The following is a 19519-nucleotide window of genomic DNA, read 5'->3' on the forward strand; positions in this document are numbered from 1 at the left end:
AAGTCCGGGCGGGTGGCTCTCAGACGCGGGCCGCCTCGGCGGAGCGCACGGCGGCGACGAGCAGCCCGACGGCCAGGTCGACGTCGGCCCGGGTCGTCCAGCGGCCGACCGACAGCCGCAGCGCGGCCAGGGCGCGGGCGTCGTCCAGGCCCATCGCCCGCAGGACGGGGGAGGGCGTGCGGGCTCCGCTGTGGCAGGCGGAACCGGTGGAGGCCGCGAGCAGCGGCACGGCGGCGAGCAGGTCGTGGCCCGCCGTGCCGTCGATGCTGACGTTGAGGGTCCCGGGCAGGCGGTGCCGGGCGGAGCCGTTCAGGTGGACCCGCCCGGGAAGCGCCGCGGCGAGGCCGTCGTGCAGGCGGTCGCGCAGCGCGGCGGCCCGCCGGTCGCCGCCGCCGGTGAGCTCCGCGGCGGCCAGCCCGGCCGCGGCCCCCAGGGCGACGGCGAAGGCCACGTTCTCCGTGCCCGCCCGCCGTCCGCTCTCCTGGCCGCCGCCGGGGACCAGCGGCTCCAGGCGGACGCCCCGTCGTACGTAGAGGGCGGCTACGCCCTTCGGGGCGTACATCTTGTGACCCACGAGGGTCAGCAGATCCACCCCGAGGTCGCGCACGTCCAGCGGAACCTTGCCGGCCGCCTGGGCGGCGTCGCAGTGGAACAGCGCGCCGTGCGCCCGGGTCAGCCGGGCCAGCTCGGCCACGGGCTGGAGCGTTCCGGTCTCGTTGTTGGCGGCCATGACGGAGACCAGGGCGGTCCGCTCGTCGAGCGCGGCGGCCAGGCGGGCGGGGTCCACCAGACCCTCGCCGTCCACCGGCAGGAGCGTGACCTCGACCCCGTGCAGACGCGCCAGCGCGCGGCAGGTCTCCAGAACGGCCGGGTGCTCGGTGACCTGGGTGATCACACGGGACCTGCCTGGCGCGGCGGCCAGCACGGCGCCGCGCAGCGCGAGCGTGTCCGCCTCCGACCCGGAGCCGGTGAACACGATCTCGTCGGCCGCGGCCCCGATGAGCGCGGCGACCTGCTCCCGGGCGCGCGCGAGGGCCGCTCTCGGTTCCGCGGCGACGGCGTGCCCGCTGGAGGGGTTGCCGAACCAGCGCTCCAGCCAGGGGCGCGTCGCCTCCGCGACCCGGGGGTCGACCGGAGTGGTGGCGTTGTGGTCCAGGTACACCGGGCCGCCGTCGAGACCCGGATGCGGCGGCACGTTCATGAGAGATCCTGCACATCCATTCGGCGACGGGGGACCCGCGGATTATTTACCATTTGCCGGGAATGAGCGACTTATGGACGTCATTTTTCCCGTTTCGGCGTATCCGCCGCTCGCCCTCGGCTTCTTCGGCCTGGGCACCGGTTACCTGATCTGGGGCCCGCAGGAGCTGTTCGGCTGGCCCAAACGCGACGAGCGCGTGGACCGCGCGCTGGGCACCTGGGGCATCTGGCTTCCGGGCTTCTGCCAGTTGTTGGCCGGTGTCATCCTCTTCGTCGGACTCACGTGGTTCGAGGTGTTCAAGGCGCCGTCCCTCTACATGGCGGCGCTGGCCTTCTCCGCGTACGGCATCCACTGGTTCGCGCTGGGCTGGGACCGCTACCGGGGCAACGACCCGCGCGTGAACGCCGGGGTCTCGGTGGCCTACATGGTCCTGTCGGCGCTGGGCGCGACGGTGTTCTTCGCCGTGAACGACTGGCCCGTCGGCATCGTCTTCATCGGCCTCTTCGGCGTCTACGCCGCCAAGCTCGTCATGTCCGTCGGCGTCCCGGTCGCCGAGCGGGTGATGGGGCTGTTCCGCGTCCTCACCGCCTGCTGGCTCATGTACCTGACCTTCGCCGTCGTGGTCGACTTCGCGCTCGGGTACCACTGGCCCACGTGAGCGGGATCCGCGCGGCGGGCCGTCCAGCCTCCGCCGTGCATCGGGAGCACGGCACCGGTGACGCGGGCAGGCGGCCTTGTCCCCCGGGAGGTGGGCGACGAGCGGCGCGAGTGCCCAGTGCCGCGGCGCCCGTCAGCCCGACGACGCCGTGCTTCGTGGCCACGGTGCCGCGACCGGGCCGGCCGCCGGCACCCGCGCGGGACGCCTACCGCGGGCGCATCAGGGCCAGGTCCTCGCCCCACGCGTCCAGCACGGCGCCGTGTCCCGCGCGCCGCGCCGCCGCCTCGGCACGGGCGAAGAGACGCCGCTGCGTGGGGACGTCGCCGCTGCGCGCGATGGTGTCGATCGCCTCCAGCAGCGCGGCGGATTCCCAGCCGGGCAACGGGTGGCGGGTGAGTTCCCACTCCAGGTACCTGTTGTACGGGCGGGGGCGGCGGTCGAGGGCGAAGAGCAGTTCCAGCAGGAACCCGATGCTGTCGGCGGCGTCGAGCCGCGCGGCGAGGGCATGGCCGTCACGGGCGTTCTTGACCGACCGGTAGAGAGAGTTGGCGTAGGCGTCCAGCCAGGCACCGGAGTCCCGGAACGCCTCGTCGGTGTCGAGGCGCGCCTTGGCGGCCAGGATCCGGGCGATCTCCCCGTCGAGCCGGTCCAGCACGACACGGGCGCGGGCGAGGGCGTAGCGCTCGAAGCCGGGCACTCCGGCGTCGCGGAACCCGGCCAGGGTGACGACGACGAGGTCGAGTTCGGGGGTGCGGTGACCCGCGAAGCGGGTGAGGTCCGTTGCCGCGCCGTCGGCGAGGACGACGTACAGATCATGGTCCGAGTGCGTGGTGGCCATGCCCTCGTGCGCCTGGGAGCCCTTGAGGACGAGGCCCACGACGGCGTCGTCGGCGACGGCCCGTTCGGTGAACGCCGCATAGGTGAGCGGGTGGTGAGAGGTCACGGTGATCTCCGCGGGAGGGTGGCCGGGCAGGGCTGCCGGCGGCCCGCACGCCGGACCGCCGGTACCGTCCGCGGCGGCGCCTGGCCGCCGCCCTGGAGATCAACGCATGCGAGAACGGTAATGCACGGGCCTCAGCCGAGGGCGCCGTTGCGGGCGTCGCGCCAGAGGTCGACGCCGCTCGCGTCGAAGGAGTACTCGTCGATCCGGGCCAGTTCGTCGGCGCTGAAGTGGAGGTTCCCCAGGGCGGCGACGTTCTGCTCCACCTGCTCGACCCGGGACGCGCCGATCACGAGGGAGGTGACGCGCTCGTCGCGCAGGGCCCAGGCCAGTGCCATCTGGGCCAGGGACTGGCCGCGGTCCCGGGCGATGGCGGCGAGGCCGCGCAGCCGTCGCAGCATGTCCTCGGAGAGCCACGCGGCGTCGAACGTCGAGCCGTGCGCGGCGCGGGAGTCCGCGGGGACTCCGTCGAGGTAACGGTCCGTCAGGAGCCCCTGGGCGAGCGCGGTGAAGCCGATGACGCCGACCCCCTCGTGGTGCGCGGTCTCCAGGAGCCCTTCGGTCTCGATCCAGCGGTTCAGCAGGGAGTACGACGGCTGGTGGATCAGCAGCGGCGTGCCGAGGTCCCGCAGGATGGCCGCGGCCTCGCTCGTCCGCTTCGCGTCGTAGGAGGAGATGCCGATGTACAGGGCCTTGCCCTGGCGGACCGCGGTGTCGAGGGCGCCCATCGTCTCCTCGAGCGGCGTGGTGGCGTCGAGGCGGTGGCTGTAGAAGATGTCGACGTAGTCCAGGCCCATGCGCTGCAGGGACTGGTCCAGCGAGGCGAGCAGGTACTTCCGGGAACCGCCGCCCTGGCCGTAGGGGCCCGGCCACATGTCCCAGCCGGCCTTGGTGGAGATCACCATCTCGTCGCGGTAGGGCGCGAGGTCGTTCCTCATGATGCGGCCGAAGGTGAGTTCGGCGGCGCCGTAGGGCGGGCCGTAGTTGTTCGCCAGGTCGTGGTGGGTGATGCCGAGGTCGAACGCGCGCAAGGTGATCTCGCGCTGCCGCTCGAAGGGCTTGTCGTCGCCGAAATTGTGCCAGTAGCCCAGGGAGAGCAGGGGCAGGCCGAGCCCCGAGCGTCCGGTACGGCGGTACCGCATCGTGCCGTCGTAGCGATCGGGGTTGGCGACGTGGGGCATGGGACTTCTCCGCGACGTGTGGGTTGCCAGGTGCGGCGTCCAGCCTGCTGCGTCGCGATTCGGAAGTCCAACAGTCCTCGCCTCTTGGATTGAGCGGTGCGGCTTCTCAATGCGGTGCCGGCTCAGGCGGCGTCGAGGAAATCGGCCACGACACGGTTGAAGAGCTGCGGGTTCTCCCAGAACATCAGGTGGCTGCCGGCCTCCTGCGCGGAGAACACGTGTGCGCGCGCCCCGGGGATGAGGGAGGCGACCCACTCGGTCGTGCCGGGCGGGAAAAGGCTGAGCTCGCCGCCGATGACGAGGGCCGGGACGGTGATGCGGGGCAGGACGTCTTGCCAGTCGTCGCCGTAGTGGTCCAGGTGCGGGTCGGCCGCGTGGCGCGGCGGAAGCAGCCGGTTCTGCTCCACGAGCCACCGCACGTGGTTCTCGTCGAGGGACGGGCTGTGCAGCATGTCGGCGACGGCCCGCGCGGTGGCGGCCGCGGTGGCGGCGCTGCCGCGCGGCCCCGCCGCGATGCCGAGGGCCAGTTCCGGGGTGAACACCGCGGCGGCGGGGGCTCCTGCCCGGCACCGGCCAATTGCGACGCGACGACGGGCGACCGGTCGACCAGGACCAGGCGCCCGGTGCGGTCGCGGCCGAAGAGGTCCCGGTGGCACCAGAGCGCCGCGCAGCCCAGGGAGTGTCCGAGCAAGGCGGCGTCGCACAGGTCGTGCAGGTCCATGGCGAGCCGGGAGACCCGGTAGCCGTGGGCGGGCCTCTCCGACCGTCCGTGGCCGCGGTGGTCCAGGGCGATCACGCGGCGGCGATCGCCCTGCCCGCCCTCTTCGCGCGCTTCCCCGACCTGGAACTCGCCGAGCCCGCCGACGCGCTGGAACCGCTGCCCACACCGGTGTTCAACGCGAAGGCGCGGGTGCCCGTCCGCCTCTGACGCGACCGCCGTCCCCGGGGACCGCCCGCGGACACGGGGAATTCTCCGTCCCATGACCGCATTTCCGATTGGCCGGTGCACGGTTCATTTGTCGGCCGCACCGGATTCTCGCCCGCTGCCGCCGCCCGTGGCAACCCGGTACCCGGGGGAAGATGTGCGCCTGCACATATGAGAAGCCCGGTCGGCGGGAATTCCCCGATACCGGCCGTGCGGCGCCGGGCGGTCTGCCCGCGTTCATGGCCACTGATGCCTCTTCGTCCGGGATCACGCTGCTCACCAGGACGTATCCGGCCGCGCCGGGTTGCCCGGCCGCACGTTGAGCCGAGTTTTGGGAACGTTTTTACCCGTGGCTCGAATCATGCGCATCAAAAGGGCGGCGACATGTGACGGCACCAAGCGAGGTATTGACACACGGTCAATGCGGGTCCGGTAATGGTTCGTCGGCGGATCGGTGAATCCGCCGTCACCGGCCCCGAATTCGGGGCCCTGTCCGGATTGGTTGATTGTGTCGATATCCCCCTCCGCGAGAAGTGCCGCACCGGCCTTCCGCGCAATCGGTCGCGCCGCCGCCGTCCTCGGCGTCGCGGCCCTGGCGGCGCTGGGCCTCCAGCCGGCCGCACAGGCCCGGCCGACCACCCCCGTCGTGCACGCGGTCACCCATGCCGCTCGCACAACTGCCGCGCCGGACACCGCGCCCGACCTCGAACCCGTCTGCGACGCCCCCGCCAAGGGCCGTGCCGCCTGCTACGCGCTGCGCGCCACCGGTCAGCCGCCGCTCCTCCGCCTCGGCGCCTCGGCGACCCCGGCCGGCCTGGGCCCGCAGGACATCCAGAGCGCGTACAACCTGCCCGCGGACGGCGGTGCGGGGCAGACGATCGCGATCGTCGACGCCTACGACAACCCCAACGCCGAGGCCGACCTCGCCGTCTACCGCCAGCAGTACGGTCTGGCGCCCTGCACCACGGCCAACGGCTGCTTCCGGAAGGTCGACCAGCGCGGAGGCACTTCCTACCCGCAGCCCAGCCAGGGGTGGGCGGGGGAGATCGCCCTCGACCTGGACATGGTCTCCGCGGCCGCCCCGGGCGCGCACATCCTGCTCGTGGAGACCGACAACGACGGCCTGGACAACCTCGCCGCCGGCGTGGACGAGGCCGTCTCCCTCGGAGCGAAGTACGTCTCCAACTCCTACGGCCGGCCCGGTGATTCCGCCGACGACCTCGCCACCTACGGCGCCTCGTACGACCACCCGGGTGTCGCCGTGGTGGCGGCCAGTGGCGACAACAAGTACGGGGTCTCCTTCCCCTCGACCCTGCCGACCGTGACCGCCGTCGGCGGCACCACCCTCACCGCCGACCCCGGGTCCGCCCGCGGCTGGTCGGAGACGGTCTGGGCCCGGGACAACTACGGACCCGGCTCCGGGTGCGCGCAGAACCAGGTCAAGCCTGCCTTCCAGAAGGACACCGGCTGCACCGGGCGGAGTGTGGCGGACGTCTCCGCCGTGGCCGACAACGTCGCCGTCTACCTGACGTTCGGCGACCAGGGGACCGGCTGGCAGCGCTACGGCGGCACCAGCGTCGCGACTCCGGTGATCGCCTCCCTCTACGCCCTGGCCGGACCCCCGCGCCCGGGCACGTACCCCAACGCCTACCCCTACGCGGCCGGCGGCGCGGGCCTCAACGACGTCACCACCGGCTCCAACGGCACCTGCGCCGTCGCCTACTTGTGCACCGGCGGCCCCGGCTACGACGGACCGACGGGCCTCGGCACGCCCGCGGGCCTGGCCGCCTTCCGCAGCGGTCCGCACGGCACGCTGTCCGGCACCGTGAAGGACGCGGCCACCGGCAAGCCGGTCGCCCGCGCGACCGTCGGCTCCGGGCTGGACGTCACCACGACCGACACCGAGGGCGCGTACACCCTCGACCTGCCCGCCGGCACCGTGAAGGACCTGACGGTGAAGGCCTTCGGCTACACCGCCGCCGACCCGGTCACCCTGACCGTCGCCGACGGCCAGTCCCTGACGCGCGATGTCGCGCTCACCCCGATCCCGCGCGAGCACGTCCGCGGCACGGTCACCGACGGTTCCGGCCACGGCTGGCCGCTCTACGCGAAGATCACGGTGGCCGGTTCGCCGGAGGCCCCGGTGTGGACCGACCCGGTCACCGGCGCGTACCGGCTGGACCTGCCCCAGGGCGCCGACTACACCCTGGACGTCACCAGCAGCCTGCCCGGCTACGAGGCGCGGGAGCAGGGCGTCACGGTCGGGCACAGGTCCGTCACCGCCGACGTCGCGCTGACCGCCGACCCCGACGCGGCCACCGCCGTCGGCTACAGCCTCGAACGCGTCGGCGGCACCGAGACGTTCGACTCCACCGCCGGCGCCCCGCAGGGCTGGAGCGTCGTCAACGCCCCCGGGACCGACAGCGGCTGGGAGTTCGACGACCCGATCCAGCGCGGCAACCTCACCGGCGGCAGCGGCGCCTTCGCGGTCGCCGAGAGCGACAACGGACCGATCGGCCCGCACCAGGACAGCCAACTCATCAGCCCGGTCTACGACTTCTCCGCAGGACAGTCGGCCGAACTCTCCTTCAGGACCGAGTACGGGTACAACCCGAACAACCAGCAGATGAGCGTGGACGTCACCACCGACGGCGGCGCCACCTGGACGAACGCCTGGGCCTCGCCCAAGTCAAGCGACACCGCGCAGAACCGCACGCTCCACGTGGCCCTCGGCGCTTTCGCCGGGCACAAGGCCGTCCAGCTGCGCTTCCACTTCGTCGCGAACTGGGGCTACCACTGGGCGATCGACGACGTCTTCGTCGCGACCCGCACCCTCGTGCCCACCCCCGGCGGTCTGGCCGTCGGCACCGTCAGTGACGCCAACACCCACGCGGGCCTGGTCGGCGCCACCGTCACCGACCTCGGGAACCCGCAGTCCACCGCCACCACCACCGCGACCCCGGAGGACCCGGCCGTCGGCGACGGCTTCTACACCCTGTTCGCCGCGGGTCCCGGCAAGCACACCCTCGGCGCGACGGCGTCCGGCTACGCCACGGCGACGGAGCGGACCACGGTGCGTGCCGACCGGGTGACCCGCACGGACCTGGCCCCCGGCGCCGGACGTGTCACCGCCACCCCGCAGACGATCAGCGGCACCGTCGTCCAGGGGCGGCACACGACCGCACGGCTGCGCCTGGCCAACACCGGCACCGCGCCGGTGACCGTCCGTCTGGCCCAGCCCTCCGGCACCGGCTGGCTGACGCCGGGCGTCTTCCAGGTGACGCTGGAGCCGGGCCGGCGCACCACCGTCACCCTCGTCCTCGACTCCGCCTCCCCGGACGTCACCGCGCCGGGCGACTACCGTACGCAGATCACGCTCACCGGCGACACCCCCTACGCCGTCGCCCCGGTCCCGGTGACCCTGCACGTCACCGCGGCCCACGGACACGGCGCCTGATCACCCGTCATCCCCGCGGCCGTCCCCGGCCGGGCCTCGGCACTCGTGCCGGGGCCCGGCCGGGGACAACGTGTCCCAGGGGCGGTGTGGTCCGCTGCGCGGACGGCACCGCAGGGGCGAGAATCGGGACGAAAAGGACTCGGCGGTGAGGGAAGGCGGACGGACGTGCTCCACTACGACCTCGTGGTTCTGGGAATGGGCAGCGGCAACATGCTGTTCGGCGACGAACTCGCCCATCTGCGGTCCGCGGCCGTCGATCCCGGCCGGTTCGGCGGCACGTGCCTCAACAGGGGCTGCATCCCCAGCAAGATGCTGGTCGTCGCCGCCGACGCGGTGATGGACGCGCGGGAGGCCGCGCGGCTCGGCGTGCACGCCACGGTGGAGCCCGTGGAGTGGCGCGCCGTCCGCGACCGGGTGTTCGGACGGATCGACCCGCTCCACGAGGCCGCGGTGGACTACCGTCGAGGCAGCGGCGTCGACGTGTACACCGACGCGGCCCGCTTCGTCGCGCCGAAGGTGCTCCAGGTCGGCTCCGAGCGGATCGGCGCGGAGACGATCGTCGTGGCGGTCGGGTCCCGGCCGGTGATCCCCGACATCCCCGGGCTCGACACCGTTCCGTTCCACACCTCGGACTCCATCATGCGGATCGACGAGGTGCCCGCGTCCCTGGTCGTCCTCGGCGGAGGCTTCATCGCGGCCGAGTTCGGCCACGTCCTCGACGCGTTCGGGGCGGAGGTGACGATCATTCAGCACAGGCCGCGGCTGCTGATGGCCGAGGACGAGCAGGTGTCGGCACGCTTCACCGAACTCGCCGCACGACGCCACCGTGTCCTGCTCGACACCGAAGCCGTCTCCGTGGCACGCACCGCCGACGGTGTCGCGGTCACCGTGCGGGGCCCGCAGGGCGAACAGGTCGTCGAGGCCGAGGCGATGCTGGTGTCCGTGGGCCGCCGGCCCAACACCGACCGGCTGGACGCCGAGGCAGGCGGACTGGAACTGGACTGCGACGGCCACATCGCCACCGACGCCGCATGCCGCACGTCGGTACCGGGGGTGTGGGCGCTGGGAGACGTCGCCAACCACTTCCAGCTCAAGCACCGGGCCAACGCCGAGGTGCGCCTCGTGCGCCACAACCTGCTCCACCCCGACGACATCCGCACCCTCGGCACCAAGGGCGTGCCGCACGCGGTGTTCACGCATCCGCAGATCGCGAGTGTCGGCCTGACGGAGCAGGAGGCGCGCCGCCGCGGCATCGACTGCCTCGTGAGCGTCCGCGACTACGGCGACGCGGCCTACGGCTGGGCGCTGGAGGACACCACCAGCTTCGTCAAGCTCCTCGCGGACCCGGCCGACCGCACCCTCCTGGGTGCCCACATCATCGGACCCCAGGCCGCGACGCTCATCCAGCCCCTCATCCAGGCCGTGACCCTGGTGCAGAGCGTGGACCACGTCGCGCAGGACGCGCTGTACATCCACCCCGCCCTCACCGAGGTCGTGGAGCAGGCGCTGCTGGCCCTGTGACGTCTCGTGTCACGTCGGGAACGGGTCAGGACACGCCGGTGACGGACACCGTCGCCCGGCCGCCGTCCGACCGGAGGACGATGTCGAAGAGGAAGGCGTCACCCGCGCGCGGCCCCAGGACCTCCCACGCGCCGGCGGGGAGGGTGCGGGAGACGGTCTCGTGGCGTTCGCCCGGCGCCGATCCACTGATCGCCACGAGCCGCACCGGCGTCCTGCCGGTGTTCTTCAGCGTGACGGAGCGGGTCCGCGGGCAGTTCGCGGTGCTCGTACCGGAGCAGTGCCGGCGGACGTCCCCGAAGTGCGCCAGCCCGCACGAGACCTCGGTGGCGAAGGCGAAGTCGGACGTGCAGGTGGCGCCGACGCGCAGGCCGCCCGCGGCGTCCGCCCCGTCGCCGGGTCCGGAGGCCGAGCCGTGCGAACGCGCCACGGCGAAGGCGCCGAGCGCGGCGGCCGAGACGAGTGCGGCGGCGCCGGCGGTGACGAGTACGGCGGGCAGGGGTGCTTTCCGCACGGATGTGCTCCCAAGGTCGTGCTGTGGATCGGTGGTGCGGGTCGCCGGGGGCTTGATCGGTCGGGTCGATCCGCCCGCCGCAGCGGTGGTGTGACACGCCAGGGCGTGCGGGGAGGGCGTGCGGACTGGTCACGGCACGTGGTGGTGCCCGGCGTTCGCACCGCTGTCACCCACCGCCCGGGCCCGACCTCACTGTCGAGCCATGGGGAACGTAGCAGACAGTGTTGATTGCCCGCGGCGCGGTCCCCACCCGCAAGAGGCTGCGGGAGTCATGCTTTGACCGCATAGGGGATGATATGGGGGGCGTGCTGAGCGTGTTCGGTGTCCGGACACTTCGATGTGCACACCGAATCTCCATAACACCGTTTGACACTGTTGACGGTCGGCGGACCGCCGGCGGCAGCGGCGCCACCGGTGCGGGCGGGCGTCAGAAGTGGGTCTCGATGCCGAAGGCGCGCCGGAGTCGGGCCATGTCGTGGCGGTCGCGGTCGGCCGGCTCGTAGCCCTGGTGGAAGTGGACCTGCTGCTCGGCGGACAGGCAGGGGACCGCTGTTCCCCCGACGGTGCCGGTGGTGAAGCTCGCGGCGGGATAGCGGAAGGGGTGCTCCGGGTCGGGGGAGGACTGCACGGCGGACCCGTCCGCGGCGAAGGACAGGGGGTGGAGGTCGAGTTCCCGCCCGAGCGGGTCCGTCACGACGAACCGCACCGGCCGCCAGTCCAGGGTCTCGGCGAACCCCGCGTCCGCCAGGGCCGCGACGACGGCCGGCTCCTGCTCCACGCGGTGCATCAGGTCCAGATCGCGATGCGGACGTGTCTGCTCACCGACCAGCGCGTCGACCCCCCAGCCGCCACCGATCCAGACGTCCGTCCCCGCCCGCCGGAGCACGGCGAGCACGGACAGGACGTCGGCGGCGGTCATCATGCCGGGCCCCCCGGCGCCGGCGTCGCGGTCCCACGGACCGGGCGGGCCGGGACCTCGAAGACGAGTTCGCGCCCGTCCTCCTCGTCCCACTGCTCGCCGACCTCGACGAAGCCGAAACCCGCGATCGTGGCCAGGGACGCCACGTTGTCCGGGGCGATCGCCGCCCGCACGGTCGTGACCGACGGTTCCGCCGCCGCGCGGCGCAGCAACTCGGCCAGGGTGGAGCGGGCGTATCCCTGGCGACGGAAGGGAGGGGCGACCGCGTAGCCGATCTCGACCATGCCGGTCTCGTCGGGAGGTCCGTGGAAACCGGCGTGTCCGACGACCGGACCGCCGTCCGCCACGACCGCCTGCCGCACCATCCACCGCGCGCGGCCGGGATCGGCGGCCATCTGACCGAGCCGGTACCGCCACAGCCACCGTGCCCGGTCGGTCAGGAAGTACTCGGTCAGGGGAACGCCCGCGACCGCGCCGGCCCCGGAGAGGTCTCCTTCGAGCAGGGCGGACATCACGGCGCCGGACAGTTCCACGAAACGGACGTGCTGCGGGCCGCGCGCGAGCGGTCCCCGGTCATCGACGTCATCGGCCACCCGCGGATGGTCGCCGACCGGCCCCCGGCACGTCCAGCGAATTGAAGGGGACCGCGCTCAGCCCCGGCCGCCGCGTTCGAACGGGATCTTCTCGCCCGCCTCGACGGCCACCGGAAGGCGGTTCCCGACGGGCGGGAGGGGGCAGGTGGCGAGGTCGGTGTAGGCGCAGGGCAGGTTGGCTGCGCGGTTGAAGTCGAGGTGGACGCGGCCGTCGGGGCCGGGCGCGTCGATCTGGAGCGAGCGGTTGGCGGCGTAGGTGGTCACCCCGGAGGTGGCGTCCGTGAAGAGCGCCATCAGGCTGCCGGGCCGGGCGCCGTTGAAGACGGTCAGCCGGTGCGTCGCGCCGTCCAGCTCGAACTCCACCTGGCCGGGGGAGTCGTAGACGTGCTCCAGGCCCTCGACGGCGGCGCCCACGGTGACCGCGCGCGGGGTGTCGAACGGCACGAAGCGGCCCTCGCGGGCCCAGCGGGGGTCGGGGGCATAGGCGGGCGTGCCCGTGAACGCGGTCCGCAGGGCGCTGCCGGGATGGCGGGGGCGCACGATGTTGTGTCCGCCCCGCTTGGCGACCTCGATCACCGCGTCGCCGTGGCCCGCGTACACGCTGTCCCGCTCACCGATGACCCCGAAGTCGTGGCGGCCGTGCACCGCAGTGCCGTCGACCGTCAGCTCCTCGCCCTCGGCGAGATCGACCACCACGCGGTCGCCCGCGGCGGACCACGTGCCGGGGGCGTCGTCGAAGCGCTCGGGTTCCGGGCCGAGCCAGCGCAGACTCGTGATCGCCAGGAAGCCGTGCGGCCCGGCGAGGTTGTCCTCCTTGGCGCGGTGCCACCGTTCCCACTCCTCGGCGAAGGCCGCCCGATCGCCGAGGTCGGTCCGGTCGGTGTCCTGCACGGTCATGTCCGCTCCTTGGCCAGGCGCTGTGTTCCGTCCCACCCCGTACAACCCCGCCGGCCCGGCGCGTCATCCCCGGAGCGACGGGAAATCCGGCGGCCCCGGAACGCTCCGCGGCAGCCGCGGGTCGCACGGTGACGGGAGCGCCTCGCCGGCCACGTCCTGCCGCGCCGCGACCCGGAGACCGACCGCGTCGACCCCGGCATCCGGCGGATCCGGCACGACCCGGGACGACCTGGGGACACACCCGCGCCGAGGGTCGACGGCGACCCTGGGGTCTCCGCCCTGGCGGACGCGCTGCCCGCCGCCGCCGGCCCCGAGTTCGGAACCCGGCGGCACGGGCGGGGAACGACCGCGGCGGCTTGTCGGCGACCGGTCCTGACGAGCCGCCGCACGCCTCAGGGGCGGTAGACGACGCCGGGCCGCGGGACCGCCGGGGCGAGCAGCTGGGAGAAGGTGACCACGGTGTATCCCCGCTCGCGGAGGGTGTCGATGATGACGGGCACGGCCGGAGTCGTTCCCTTGTACCGCTCGTGGAGGAGGATGACCCCGTCGCGGTGGGTCTGGTCCAGGACGCGGCGGATGATCGTCTTGGTGTCCGTCGTGGCGTAGTCCTTCGCGGTGACACTCCACAGCACCTGCGCCAGACCGAGCCGTTTCACGACGGCCGACACCTTGTCGTCCGTACGGCCCTGCGGGGGACGCATCAGCGTGGGGGTGTGTCCGGTGATCGCCCGCACCTCCTCCTGCACGGGGACGAGTTCGCCGGTGATCCCCTTCTCGTCCAATGTGGTGAGGTTCTTGTGCGACCAGGTGTGGTTGCCGATCTCGTGGCCCTCGCGGGCCATGCGCAGCACCGTCTTCGGATAGGTGTCCGTGTGGCCCTTTCCCTGGAGGAAGAAGGTGGCGTGGACGTGCTTTTCCTTCAGGACGTCCAGCAGTGCCGGGGTCGGTCTGCTGGGGCCGCCGTCGAAGGTGAGCGCGACGCACTTGTCGGTGCGGCAGTCCACCGGCCGCTGCGGGCCCGGCGTCCCGGCCGCCTCCGCGGCCTCCCGCGCGCCGCGCGGGGACGTCACCCCGTGGAGTGACGTGCACGCCGCGGCCGATGCCGCGACGGCCGCGGTGACCAGGGCGAGGGCGGTACGGACGGCGCGTCCGGTCCGCAGCGTCACGAGTCCAGGTCCGGGTGGGCGCGCCGGACCCCTCGGCGGAGCAGGGCCGGGGCGGCCAGAAGCAGGACCACGCCCGCCGCGAGCACGACGCCCGCACCGAGTCCGGGCACCTGGATCAGGGCCAGGGTCGCGTGGGCCCAGATCCGCTCCATGATGTGCGCGGCCGCGTAGACCGTGACGACGACTCCCAGCAGCGCGGCCACCATGGCCGCGATCTCGGTCCGGGAAAGGCGGTGGGAGAATTGCTCGAGGTTCATGGCCTTCACATTACGGAAATGCGGGACCGGGGAATTCGGCCAGGGGGAGACGGTGTCGCGGCCGGAGGAACCACCAGGTCCTGGCGGCCTTCATCCTTTGGTACAGGAATTCCCCGCGCGTGTCGTCGGGAGTTGGCCGTCGGGCGCGGCGCAATTACCGTGGCGAGCGTGATCGATCTTCGGCAGGTGTGGCGCGAGCGGCCGCGTCTCGGGGACGGGCTCGTGGCGCGGGCCGACGCGGCCGGTCCGCCGGTCTATCCCCATCTGTCGGCGCACGCCGCGCTGTCCTGGCTCCTGCCGCCCGACTGGGGGGTGGGAGCCCGGGGCACGGCCGTACCGCTTCTGGCGTGCGTGGCGCTGTACTGGCGCAGGCGCTTTCCGGTGGCACTGGCTGTGACGCTCGTCGTCCTGGCCGTCGTATGGCCGACCGATGTCCCGCTGCTGGTGGCACTGTTCACCGTCGCCGCCGGCCGTCCGGGCCGGGTCACCGCGGCGGTCAGCGGTTTCGCGCTGCTGCCGGTACCGGCGCGGCCGTTCGTGGGGCTGTTGCGGCTGCTCGGGGAGCGCGAGCGGGAGGTCGCCCTCGCCGTCGCCCAGGGCATGACCAACGCGGAGATCGCCGCCTCGTGCTTCATGAGCCTGCCGACGGTCACGTCGCACGTCTCCCACATCCTGACCAAGCTCGGCCTGAACAACCGGGTCCAGATCGCCCTGCTGGTCTACCGCGCGGGGCTGGTCTGACCGGTCGGGCGGCCGTGCCCCGGAACGCACCGCCGTTCTGCGCGGTGGGCCTGCGGGCGCGGGCCCGGCAGTGGAACACTGGGTCCTGAAGAGTCGTTCAGGGGAGTCGAGATGAGCGCTGCTGGGCCGGGGGGCGAGGCCGCGGCCCGTTCCTGGACCGACACGCCCCAGGGCGGCCCGACGGTGCTGCGCATCGTGCTGGGAACGCAGTTGCGCCGGCTGCGCGAGGAACGGGGCATCAGCCGCGAGGCCGCGGGGGACGCGATCCGAGCCTCGCACGCGAAGATCAGCCGCCTGGAACTGGGCCGGGTGGGATTCAAGGAGCGCGACGTCGCGGATCTGCTCACCCTGTACGGCGTGAGTGACGAGCAGGAGCGCGGTGAGCTCCTCGGCCTCGCCCGCCGGGCCAACACCCCGGGCTGGTGGCACCAGTACGCCGACGTCCTGCCGGGCTGGTTCGAGACGCACATCGGTCTCGAGGAGTCCGCGCACACCATCCGGACGTACGAGGTGCAGTTCGTGCCCGGGCTGCTGCAGACCGAGGCCTACGCCCGGGCGGTCACCCGGCTCGGCCACCCCCGGGCGACGGAGAGCGAGGTCGGGCGTCGCGTCGCCATGCGGATGACCCGTCAGAAGCTGCTGGCCAGGCCGGGCGCGCCGCGCCTGTGGGTGGTGCTGGACGAGGCGTGCCTGCGCCGGCCGCTCGGCGGTGTCGAGGTGATGCGCGGTCAGCTGGAGTACCTGATCGAGGCCGCGAGGCTGCCGCATGTGACGCTGCAGATCGCCCCGTTCGACGTCGGCGGCCTGGCCGCGGCGGGCGGCCCGGTCACGATCCTGCGGTTCTCCGAGCCCGCGCTGCCCGACATCGTCTATCTGGAGCAGCTGACCAGCGCCCTCTATCTGGACAAGCAGGAGGACGTGGAGCACTACCTGACGGTCATGGACCGGCTGGCGGCCGAGGCCGAGCCGCCGCGCAACTCCGCCCGGTTGCTGGCGGGCCTGATCGACCGTCTCGGCTGACGGCCGGCACGCCGTCGGATCGGCACACTATCCTTGCGCACAAGGGTGGTTGGGCAGCGGCGGTGTGGAGAAGGATGGCCGGCATGACGGATCAGGATTCCTGGGTCGACCAGACCAGACCCAGCATCGCGCGCGTGTACGACTACCTGCTCGACGGCAAGGACAACTACGCCGTCGACCGGGAGATCGGTGACGTCTTCAAGCGGGACATGCCCGGTTCGGTGGCGATCGCCTTCGCCAACCGCGCCGCGCTGGTCCGCGCGATCCGGGAGATCGCGACCACCACCGATGTGCGGCAGTTCCTCGACCTCGGCAGCGGTCTGCCGACGGCGGACAACGTCCACCAGGTCGCGCAGCGGCACGCGCCGGGTTCCCGGGTGGTCTACGTCGACAGCGACCCGATCGTGCTGGCGCACGGCCGGGCGCTGCTGGAGGACAACGACGACACCCGGGTGATCCAGGCGGACGTGCGGCAGCCCGAGGGCATCCGCGAGCACGCGGACACCTTGGAACTGATCGATTTCAGCCGCCCGGTGGCCGTCATCTTCAGCGCGATCCTGCACCATGTGAACGACGACGAGGACCCCGCGAGCATCGTCGGTTACTGGCGCGACCAGGTGCCGTCGGGCAGCTACTTCTTCGTCAGCCACTTCCGGTCGGGCAACAACCCGCAGACCGTGGAGGCCGAGCGGGTCCTGCAGCAGACCTTCGGCCGCGGCCGGTGGCGCACCGACAAGGAGATCGAGGGCCTGCTGGAGGGTCTGGAGATCCTGGAGCCCGGGATCGTCCCCGCGGCCCTGTGGCGGCCCGAGGCGGCCGACACCGCCCGGATCGGCCAGGCCGAGCGGGAACTGACGGTCTGGGAGCACCTGATCTCGGCCGGGCTGGCCCGGAAGCCGTAGTCCGCGACGGCGGACCGGCGGGCGCCGGTCCGCCGGTCGGGCCTGGACCCGGCCGCCGCTGCGACCTCCTCGGGCCGGCCGGCCCGCTGGAGCGGTGTCCGGTCCGCGGCGCCGGGTGGAGGACTCGTGGCCGGCCCGGTGCCCGGCCGGGTCCTCGATGCCGCGTCCGGCCGTCGGGCCCGGGGTGAGGAGTTCCCCGTGCCCGGGACACCCTGGACGCTGACGCCGAGGACCAGGTCATCGTCCTCCCGCCACGGCCTCCGCCAGGCCGCCCGCGACGCCTGGGCCGGCATCGGCGATCACGGAGTCCAGGTGCCCTCCGCCGGCGCGGTCGAGGCCGGCGGCCCCTGGCACGTCGCACCGCACGGCGACCGCGGCGCGGCCGATCTCCGCGGTGGCCGGCGAGGCGCTGGGCGGTCGTGCGTCCGGCGCCGCCGGAGGCTCCGTGTGACCGGGGCTGTCTTTCCGTCCATGGGGGCATCGCGGGTCCTTGCGGGGGAAGCCGGAGCGACCCCCGCGGTGTGCGGGGGTCGCTCCGGCCGCACCCCTTTCTGGACCGCGCCGTCAAGAATTGGTACGGTAGGGCCATGGCACGACCCCGAAGCTTCGACGAGGACCAGGTACTGCGCGCTGTCAGGGACCGGTTCTGGTCGAGCGGCTACGCGGGGACCAGCGTCGACGACATCCTGCGCGACACCGGACTCGGCAAGGGCAGCCTGTACGGCGCCTTCGGCGACAAGCACCAACTGTTCCTGCGCGCTTTCCGCGAGTACTGCGACGGGCTCGTCACGGCCATCGGCGGCCGGCTCGAGGGACCGGACGAGGGTGCGCTGGAGCGCCTGAGCGCCCAGGTGCGGGAGATCGCCGAGGCCACCGCCGCCGACGTGGCCCTGCGCGGCTGCCTGCTCGCGAACGGCGCGGCGGAGCTCTCCGGCCGCGACCCGGAGGTCCAGGCGATCGCCCGCCGCACCTTCGCAGCCCTGCAGGAGCTCTTCACCTCCAGCGTCGCGGCCGCCCAGCGCGCGGGCGACATCGCCCCCGGCGCCGACCCGGGGCACCTGGCCGCCCTGCTGCTCGCCGTCATCCGCGGCATCGAGGCCCTCGGCAAGGGCGGCAGCAGCCCCGAGTCCCTGCACGCCATCGCCGACACCGCTCTGTCGCTGCTGCCGCGCCCGTAGGCCGCCCCGGTCCCCGGGGCCCCTGGTCAGGGACCCCGGTGGACGAGCCCGCCGGTCCTACGGGATGCGGTCGGTGAGTTCCAGGACCGGGGGATCGATCCTGAAGGTCTCCGGGTACTTGGCCGCCGCGCCGGTGTTGAGCACCACGACCTCCTCCTCGCCCGAGAGCCACCCCCGTTCGCGCAGGACGCGCACCGCCGACAGCGTCGCGGCTCCCTCGGGGCAGAGCAGGGCGCCGTCCGCGGCGGCGCACGCGTCCCGGTCGGCGAGCAGTTCCTCGTCGCTGACGGCCACGGCGTGGCCCTTGGTCTCGTAGAGCGCGTCCAGCACCATGAAGTCGCCCAGTGCCTTGGGAACGGTGATGCCGAACGCCACCGTGCGCGCGTCCTGCCAGGGCTCGCTGGTCCGTTCGCCCCGCTCGAAGGCGCGCACGATGGGGGCGCAGCCGGTGGACTGGACGCTGACCAGGCGCGGAAGGGGGCCCTGGAGCCAGCCGAGCTCGCGCAGTTCCAGCAGGGCCTTGTGGATGCCGATGAGGCCGACGCCTCCGCCGGTCGGGTAGACGATGACATCCGGCGCCCGCCAGCCGAGCTGTTCGGCGATCTCCAGGCCCATCGTCTTCTTGCCCTCGATGCGGTACGGCTCCTTGAGCGTGGCCGCGTCCATCCAGGTCCCGGGGTCGCTCTTGATCTTCTCCGCGACGAGCCGGCCCGCGTCCCCGATCAGCCCGTTCACCAGGTACAGATCGGCGCCCGCGGCCGCGCACTCGGCCCGGGTGATGGCGGGCGCGTCCACGGGCATGGCGATCAGCGCGTCGAGGCCGGCGCGCGCGGCATACGTCGCCCAGGCCGCACCGGCGTTGCCATTGGTGGGCATGGCGACGCCGCGTGCCCCCAGTTCACGGGCCCTGGCCACGCCGACCGCCGCGCCGCGGGCCTTGAAGCTGCCCGTGGGCACCAGTCCCTCGTCCTTCATCACCAGTCCCGGGACGCCGATGGACCGGCCGTAGCGCGGCAGCGGCACCATCGGGGTCATGCCCTCGCCCAGGCTGACAACGTTGCCGGGGTCACGGACCGGCAGCAGCTCGTGGTACCGCCACAGCGACGGCTCCCGCCCCGCCAGGTCGGCGGGGGTGAGCGAGGCGCGCAGCCGCTCCAGGTCGTAGCGGGCCAGCAGGGGTGAGCCGCAGGCGCAGAGGTTCTGCACCCGGTCGGCGTCGTGGCGACGGCCGCACCGCGCGCACTCGAGGTGTGTCAGCGTGCTGAAGGGCAAGGTCATGACTCCCTTCCTACCCCGGGAGGGCGGCCCGGGGGAACACCTGCCGGGTGCGGGTGAGGGCTTCGCGGTCGTTGTCCGGAACTCGCCGTCAGTCGGCTGTCATCGGATCAATGCGCGAAAATCCTTGAACGTCAGCCCCGTTGACAGTCAATCATGTACGGCTCAATCATCAGA

At 73.0% G+C, this 19519-nt stretch carries 19 protein-coding genes; 8 read left to right on the top strand and 11 right to left on the bottom strand.

Annotated features, from left to right (window positions below; genetic code table 11):
- Nucleotides 1-19: 19 nt before the first annotated feature.
- Nucleotides 20-1201 carry a cysteine desulfurase family protein gene (locus tag ACIP98_RS18535; RefSeq protein ID WP_401976876.1) on the bottom strand — a complete coding sequence of 394 codons (1182 nt, stop codon included), beginning with the start codon at nucleotides 1199-1201 and terminating at the stop codon, nucleotides 20-22.
- A gap of 73 nt (nucleotides 1202-1274) precedes the next feature.
- On the opposite strand from ACIP98_RS18535, the gene ACIP98_RS18540 reads away from it, so the two are divergent.
- A complete protein-coding gene (locus ACIP98_RS18540; RefSeq protein ID WP_319659403.1) occupies nucleotides 1275-1859 on the top strand; it encodes a hypothetical protein in 585 nt (194 codons plus the stop codon).
- Between the two features lie 205 nt (nucleotides 1860-2064).
- Here the strand turns inward: ACIP98_RS18540 and ACIP98_RS18545 are convergent, their stop codons facing one another.
- From ACIP98_RS18545 to ACIP98_RS18555, 3 genes are all read right to left on the bottom strand, one after another.
- On the bottom strand, nucleotides 2065-2802 hold the full coding sequence (locus ACIP98_RS18545) for a hypothetical protein (protein WP_401976878.1): 738 nt from the start codon (nucleotides 2800-2802) through the stop codon (nucleotides 2065-2067).
- 131 nt (nucleotides 2803-2933) lie between these two features.
- Entirely contained in the window at nucleotides 2934-3980 is a 1047-nt protein-coding gene (gene mgrA, locus ACIP98_RS18550) for an L-glyceraldehyde 3-phosphate reductase (RefSeq protein ID WP_401976879.1), read from the bottom strand.
- Between the two features lie 184 nt (nucleotides 3981-4164).
- Nucleotides 4165-4776 (bottom strand): alpha/beta fold hydrolase, encoded by a 612-nt coding sequence (locus tag ACIP98_RS18555; protein ID WP_401976880.1) that lies wholly within the window; start codon nucleotides 4774-4776, stop codon nucleotides 4165-4167.
- Between ACIP98_RS18555 and ACIP98_RS18560 the strand changes: the two genes are divergently transcribed.
- From ACIP98_RS18560 to ACIP98_RS18570, 3 genes are all read left to right on the top strand, one after another.
- Nucleotides 4726-4908: a hypothetical protein gene (locus ACIP98_RS18560; RefSeq protein ID WP_401977007.1), complete on the top strand. Its 183-nt coding sequence runs from the start codon at nucleotides 4726-4728 to the stop codon at nucleotides 4906-4908. The genes ACIP98_RS18555 and ACIP98_RS18560 overlap by 51 nt on opposite strands.
- Before the next feature lie 505 nt (nucleotides 4909-5413).
- Nucleotides 5414-8362, top strand: a complete 2949-nt coding sequence (locus ACIP98_RS18565) for a carboxypeptidase regulatory-like domain-containing protein (RefSeq protein ID WP_401976881.1) — start codon at nucleotides 5414-5416, stop codon at nucleotides 8360-8362.
- A 165-nt stretch (nucleotides 8363-8527) separates the two neighbouring features.
- On the top strand, nucleotides 8528-9883 hold the full coding sequence (locus tag ACIP98_RS18570) for a mycothione reductase (protein ID WP_401976882.1): 1356 nt from the start codon (nucleotides 8528-8530) through the stop codon (nucleotides 9881-9883).
- 25 nt (nucleotides 9884-9908) lie between these two features.
- Here the strand turns inward: ACIP98_RS18570 and ACIP98_RS18575 are convergent, their stop codons facing one another.
- From ACIP98_RS18575 to ACIP98_RS18600, 6 genes are all read right to left on the bottom strand, one after another.
- A complete protein-coding gene (locus ACIP98_RS18575; protein ID WP_319659395.1) occupies nucleotides 9909-10394 on the bottom strand; it encodes a hypothetical protein in 486 nt (161 codons plus the stop codon).
- A gap of 427 nt (nucleotides 10395-10821) precedes the next feature.
- Nucleotides 10822-11313 (bottom strand): nucleotidyltransferase domain-containing protein, encoded by a 492-nt coding sequence (locus ACIP98_RS18580; RefSeq protein ID WP_319659658.1) that lies wholly within the window; start codon nucleotides 11311-11313, stop codon nucleotides 10822-10824.
- The gene (locus ACIP98_RS18585) at nucleotides 11313-11825 is read right to left on the bottom strand and encodes a GNAT family N-acetyltransferase (RefSeq protein WP_319659657.1); all 513 of its coding nucleotides are present in this window, start codon (nucleotides 11823-11825) and stop codon (nucleotides 11313-11315) included. Before ACIP98_RS18585 ends, ACIP98_RS18580 begins: the two co-directional genes overlap by 1 nt.
- Before the next feature lie 138 nt (nucleotides 11826-11963).
- Complete coding sequence (locus ACIP98_RS18590) at nucleotides 11964-12803, bottom strand: DUF1684 domain-containing protein (RefSeq protein WP_319659394.1); 840 nt, start codon at nucleotides 12801-12803, stop codon at nucleotides 11964-11966.
- Nucleotides 12804-13195: 392 nt separating this feature from the next.
- A complete protein-coding gene (locus ACIP98_RS18595; protein WP_401976883.1) occupies nucleotides 13196-13969 on the bottom strand; it encodes a polysaccharide deacetylase family protein in 774 nt (257 codons plus the stop codon).
- Nucleotides 13966-14226: a hypothetical protein gene (locus tag ACIP98_RS18600; protein WP_319659392.1), complete on the bottom strand. Its 261-nt coding sequence runs from the start codon at nucleotides 14224-14226 to the stop codon at nucleotides 13966-13968. The genes ACIP98_RS18595 and ACIP98_RS18600 overlap by 4 nt, the downstream gene beginning before the upstream one ends.
- A gap of 168 nt (nucleotides 14227-14394) precedes the next feature.
- Between ACIP98_RS18600 and ACIP98_RS18605 the strand changes: the two genes are divergently transcribed.
- The 4 genes from ACIP98_RS18605 to ACIP98_RS18620 all read left to right on the top strand — a co-directional run bounded on the left by ACIP98_RS18605 (nucleotide 14395) and on the right by ACIP98_RS18620 (nucleotide 18067).
- On the top strand, nucleotides 14395-14967 hold the full coding sequence (locus ACIP98_RS18605) for a response regulator transcription factor (protein ID WP_401976884.1): 573 nt from the start codon (nucleotides 14395-14397) through the stop codon (nucleotides 14965-14967).
- A 111-nt stretch (nucleotides 14968-15078) separates the two neighbouring features.
- On the top strand, nucleotides 15079-15987 hold the full coding sequence (locus tag ACIP98_RS18610) for a helix-turn-helix transcriptional regulator (protein ID WP_319659389.1): 909 nt from the start codon (nucleotides 15079-15081) through the stop codon (nucleotides 15985-15987).
- 74 nt (nucleotides 15988-16061) lie between these two features.
- A complete protein-coding gene (locus ACIP98_RS18615; protein ID WP_401976885.1) occupies nucleotides 16062-16889 on the top strand; it encodes an SAM-dependent methyltransferase in 828 nt (275 codons plus the stop codon).
- Nucleotides 16890-17476: 587 nt separating this feature from the next.
- Entirely contained in the window at nucleotides 17477-18067 is a 591-nt protein-coding gene (locus ACIP98_RS18620) for a TetR/AcrR family transcriptional regulator (RefSeq protein WP_401976886.1), read from the top strand.
- Between the two features lie 57 nt (nucleotides 18068-18124).
- Here the strand turns inward: ACIP98_RS18620 and ACIP98_RS18625 are convergent, their stop codons facing one another.
- Complete coding sequence (locus ACIP98_RS18625) at nucleotides 18125-19345, bottom strand: threonine synthase (RefSeq protein WP_401976887.1); 1221 nt, start codon at nucleotides 19343-19345, stop codon at nucleotides 18125-18127.
- Nucleotides 19346-19519: the final 174 nt, after the last annotated feature.

This window comes from Streptomyces sp. NPDC088354 (genome assembly GCF_044753585.1).
In the GTDB taxonomy this organism is placed as follows: Bacteria; Actinomycetota; Actinomycetes; order Streptomycetales; family Streptomycetaceae; genus Actinacidiphila.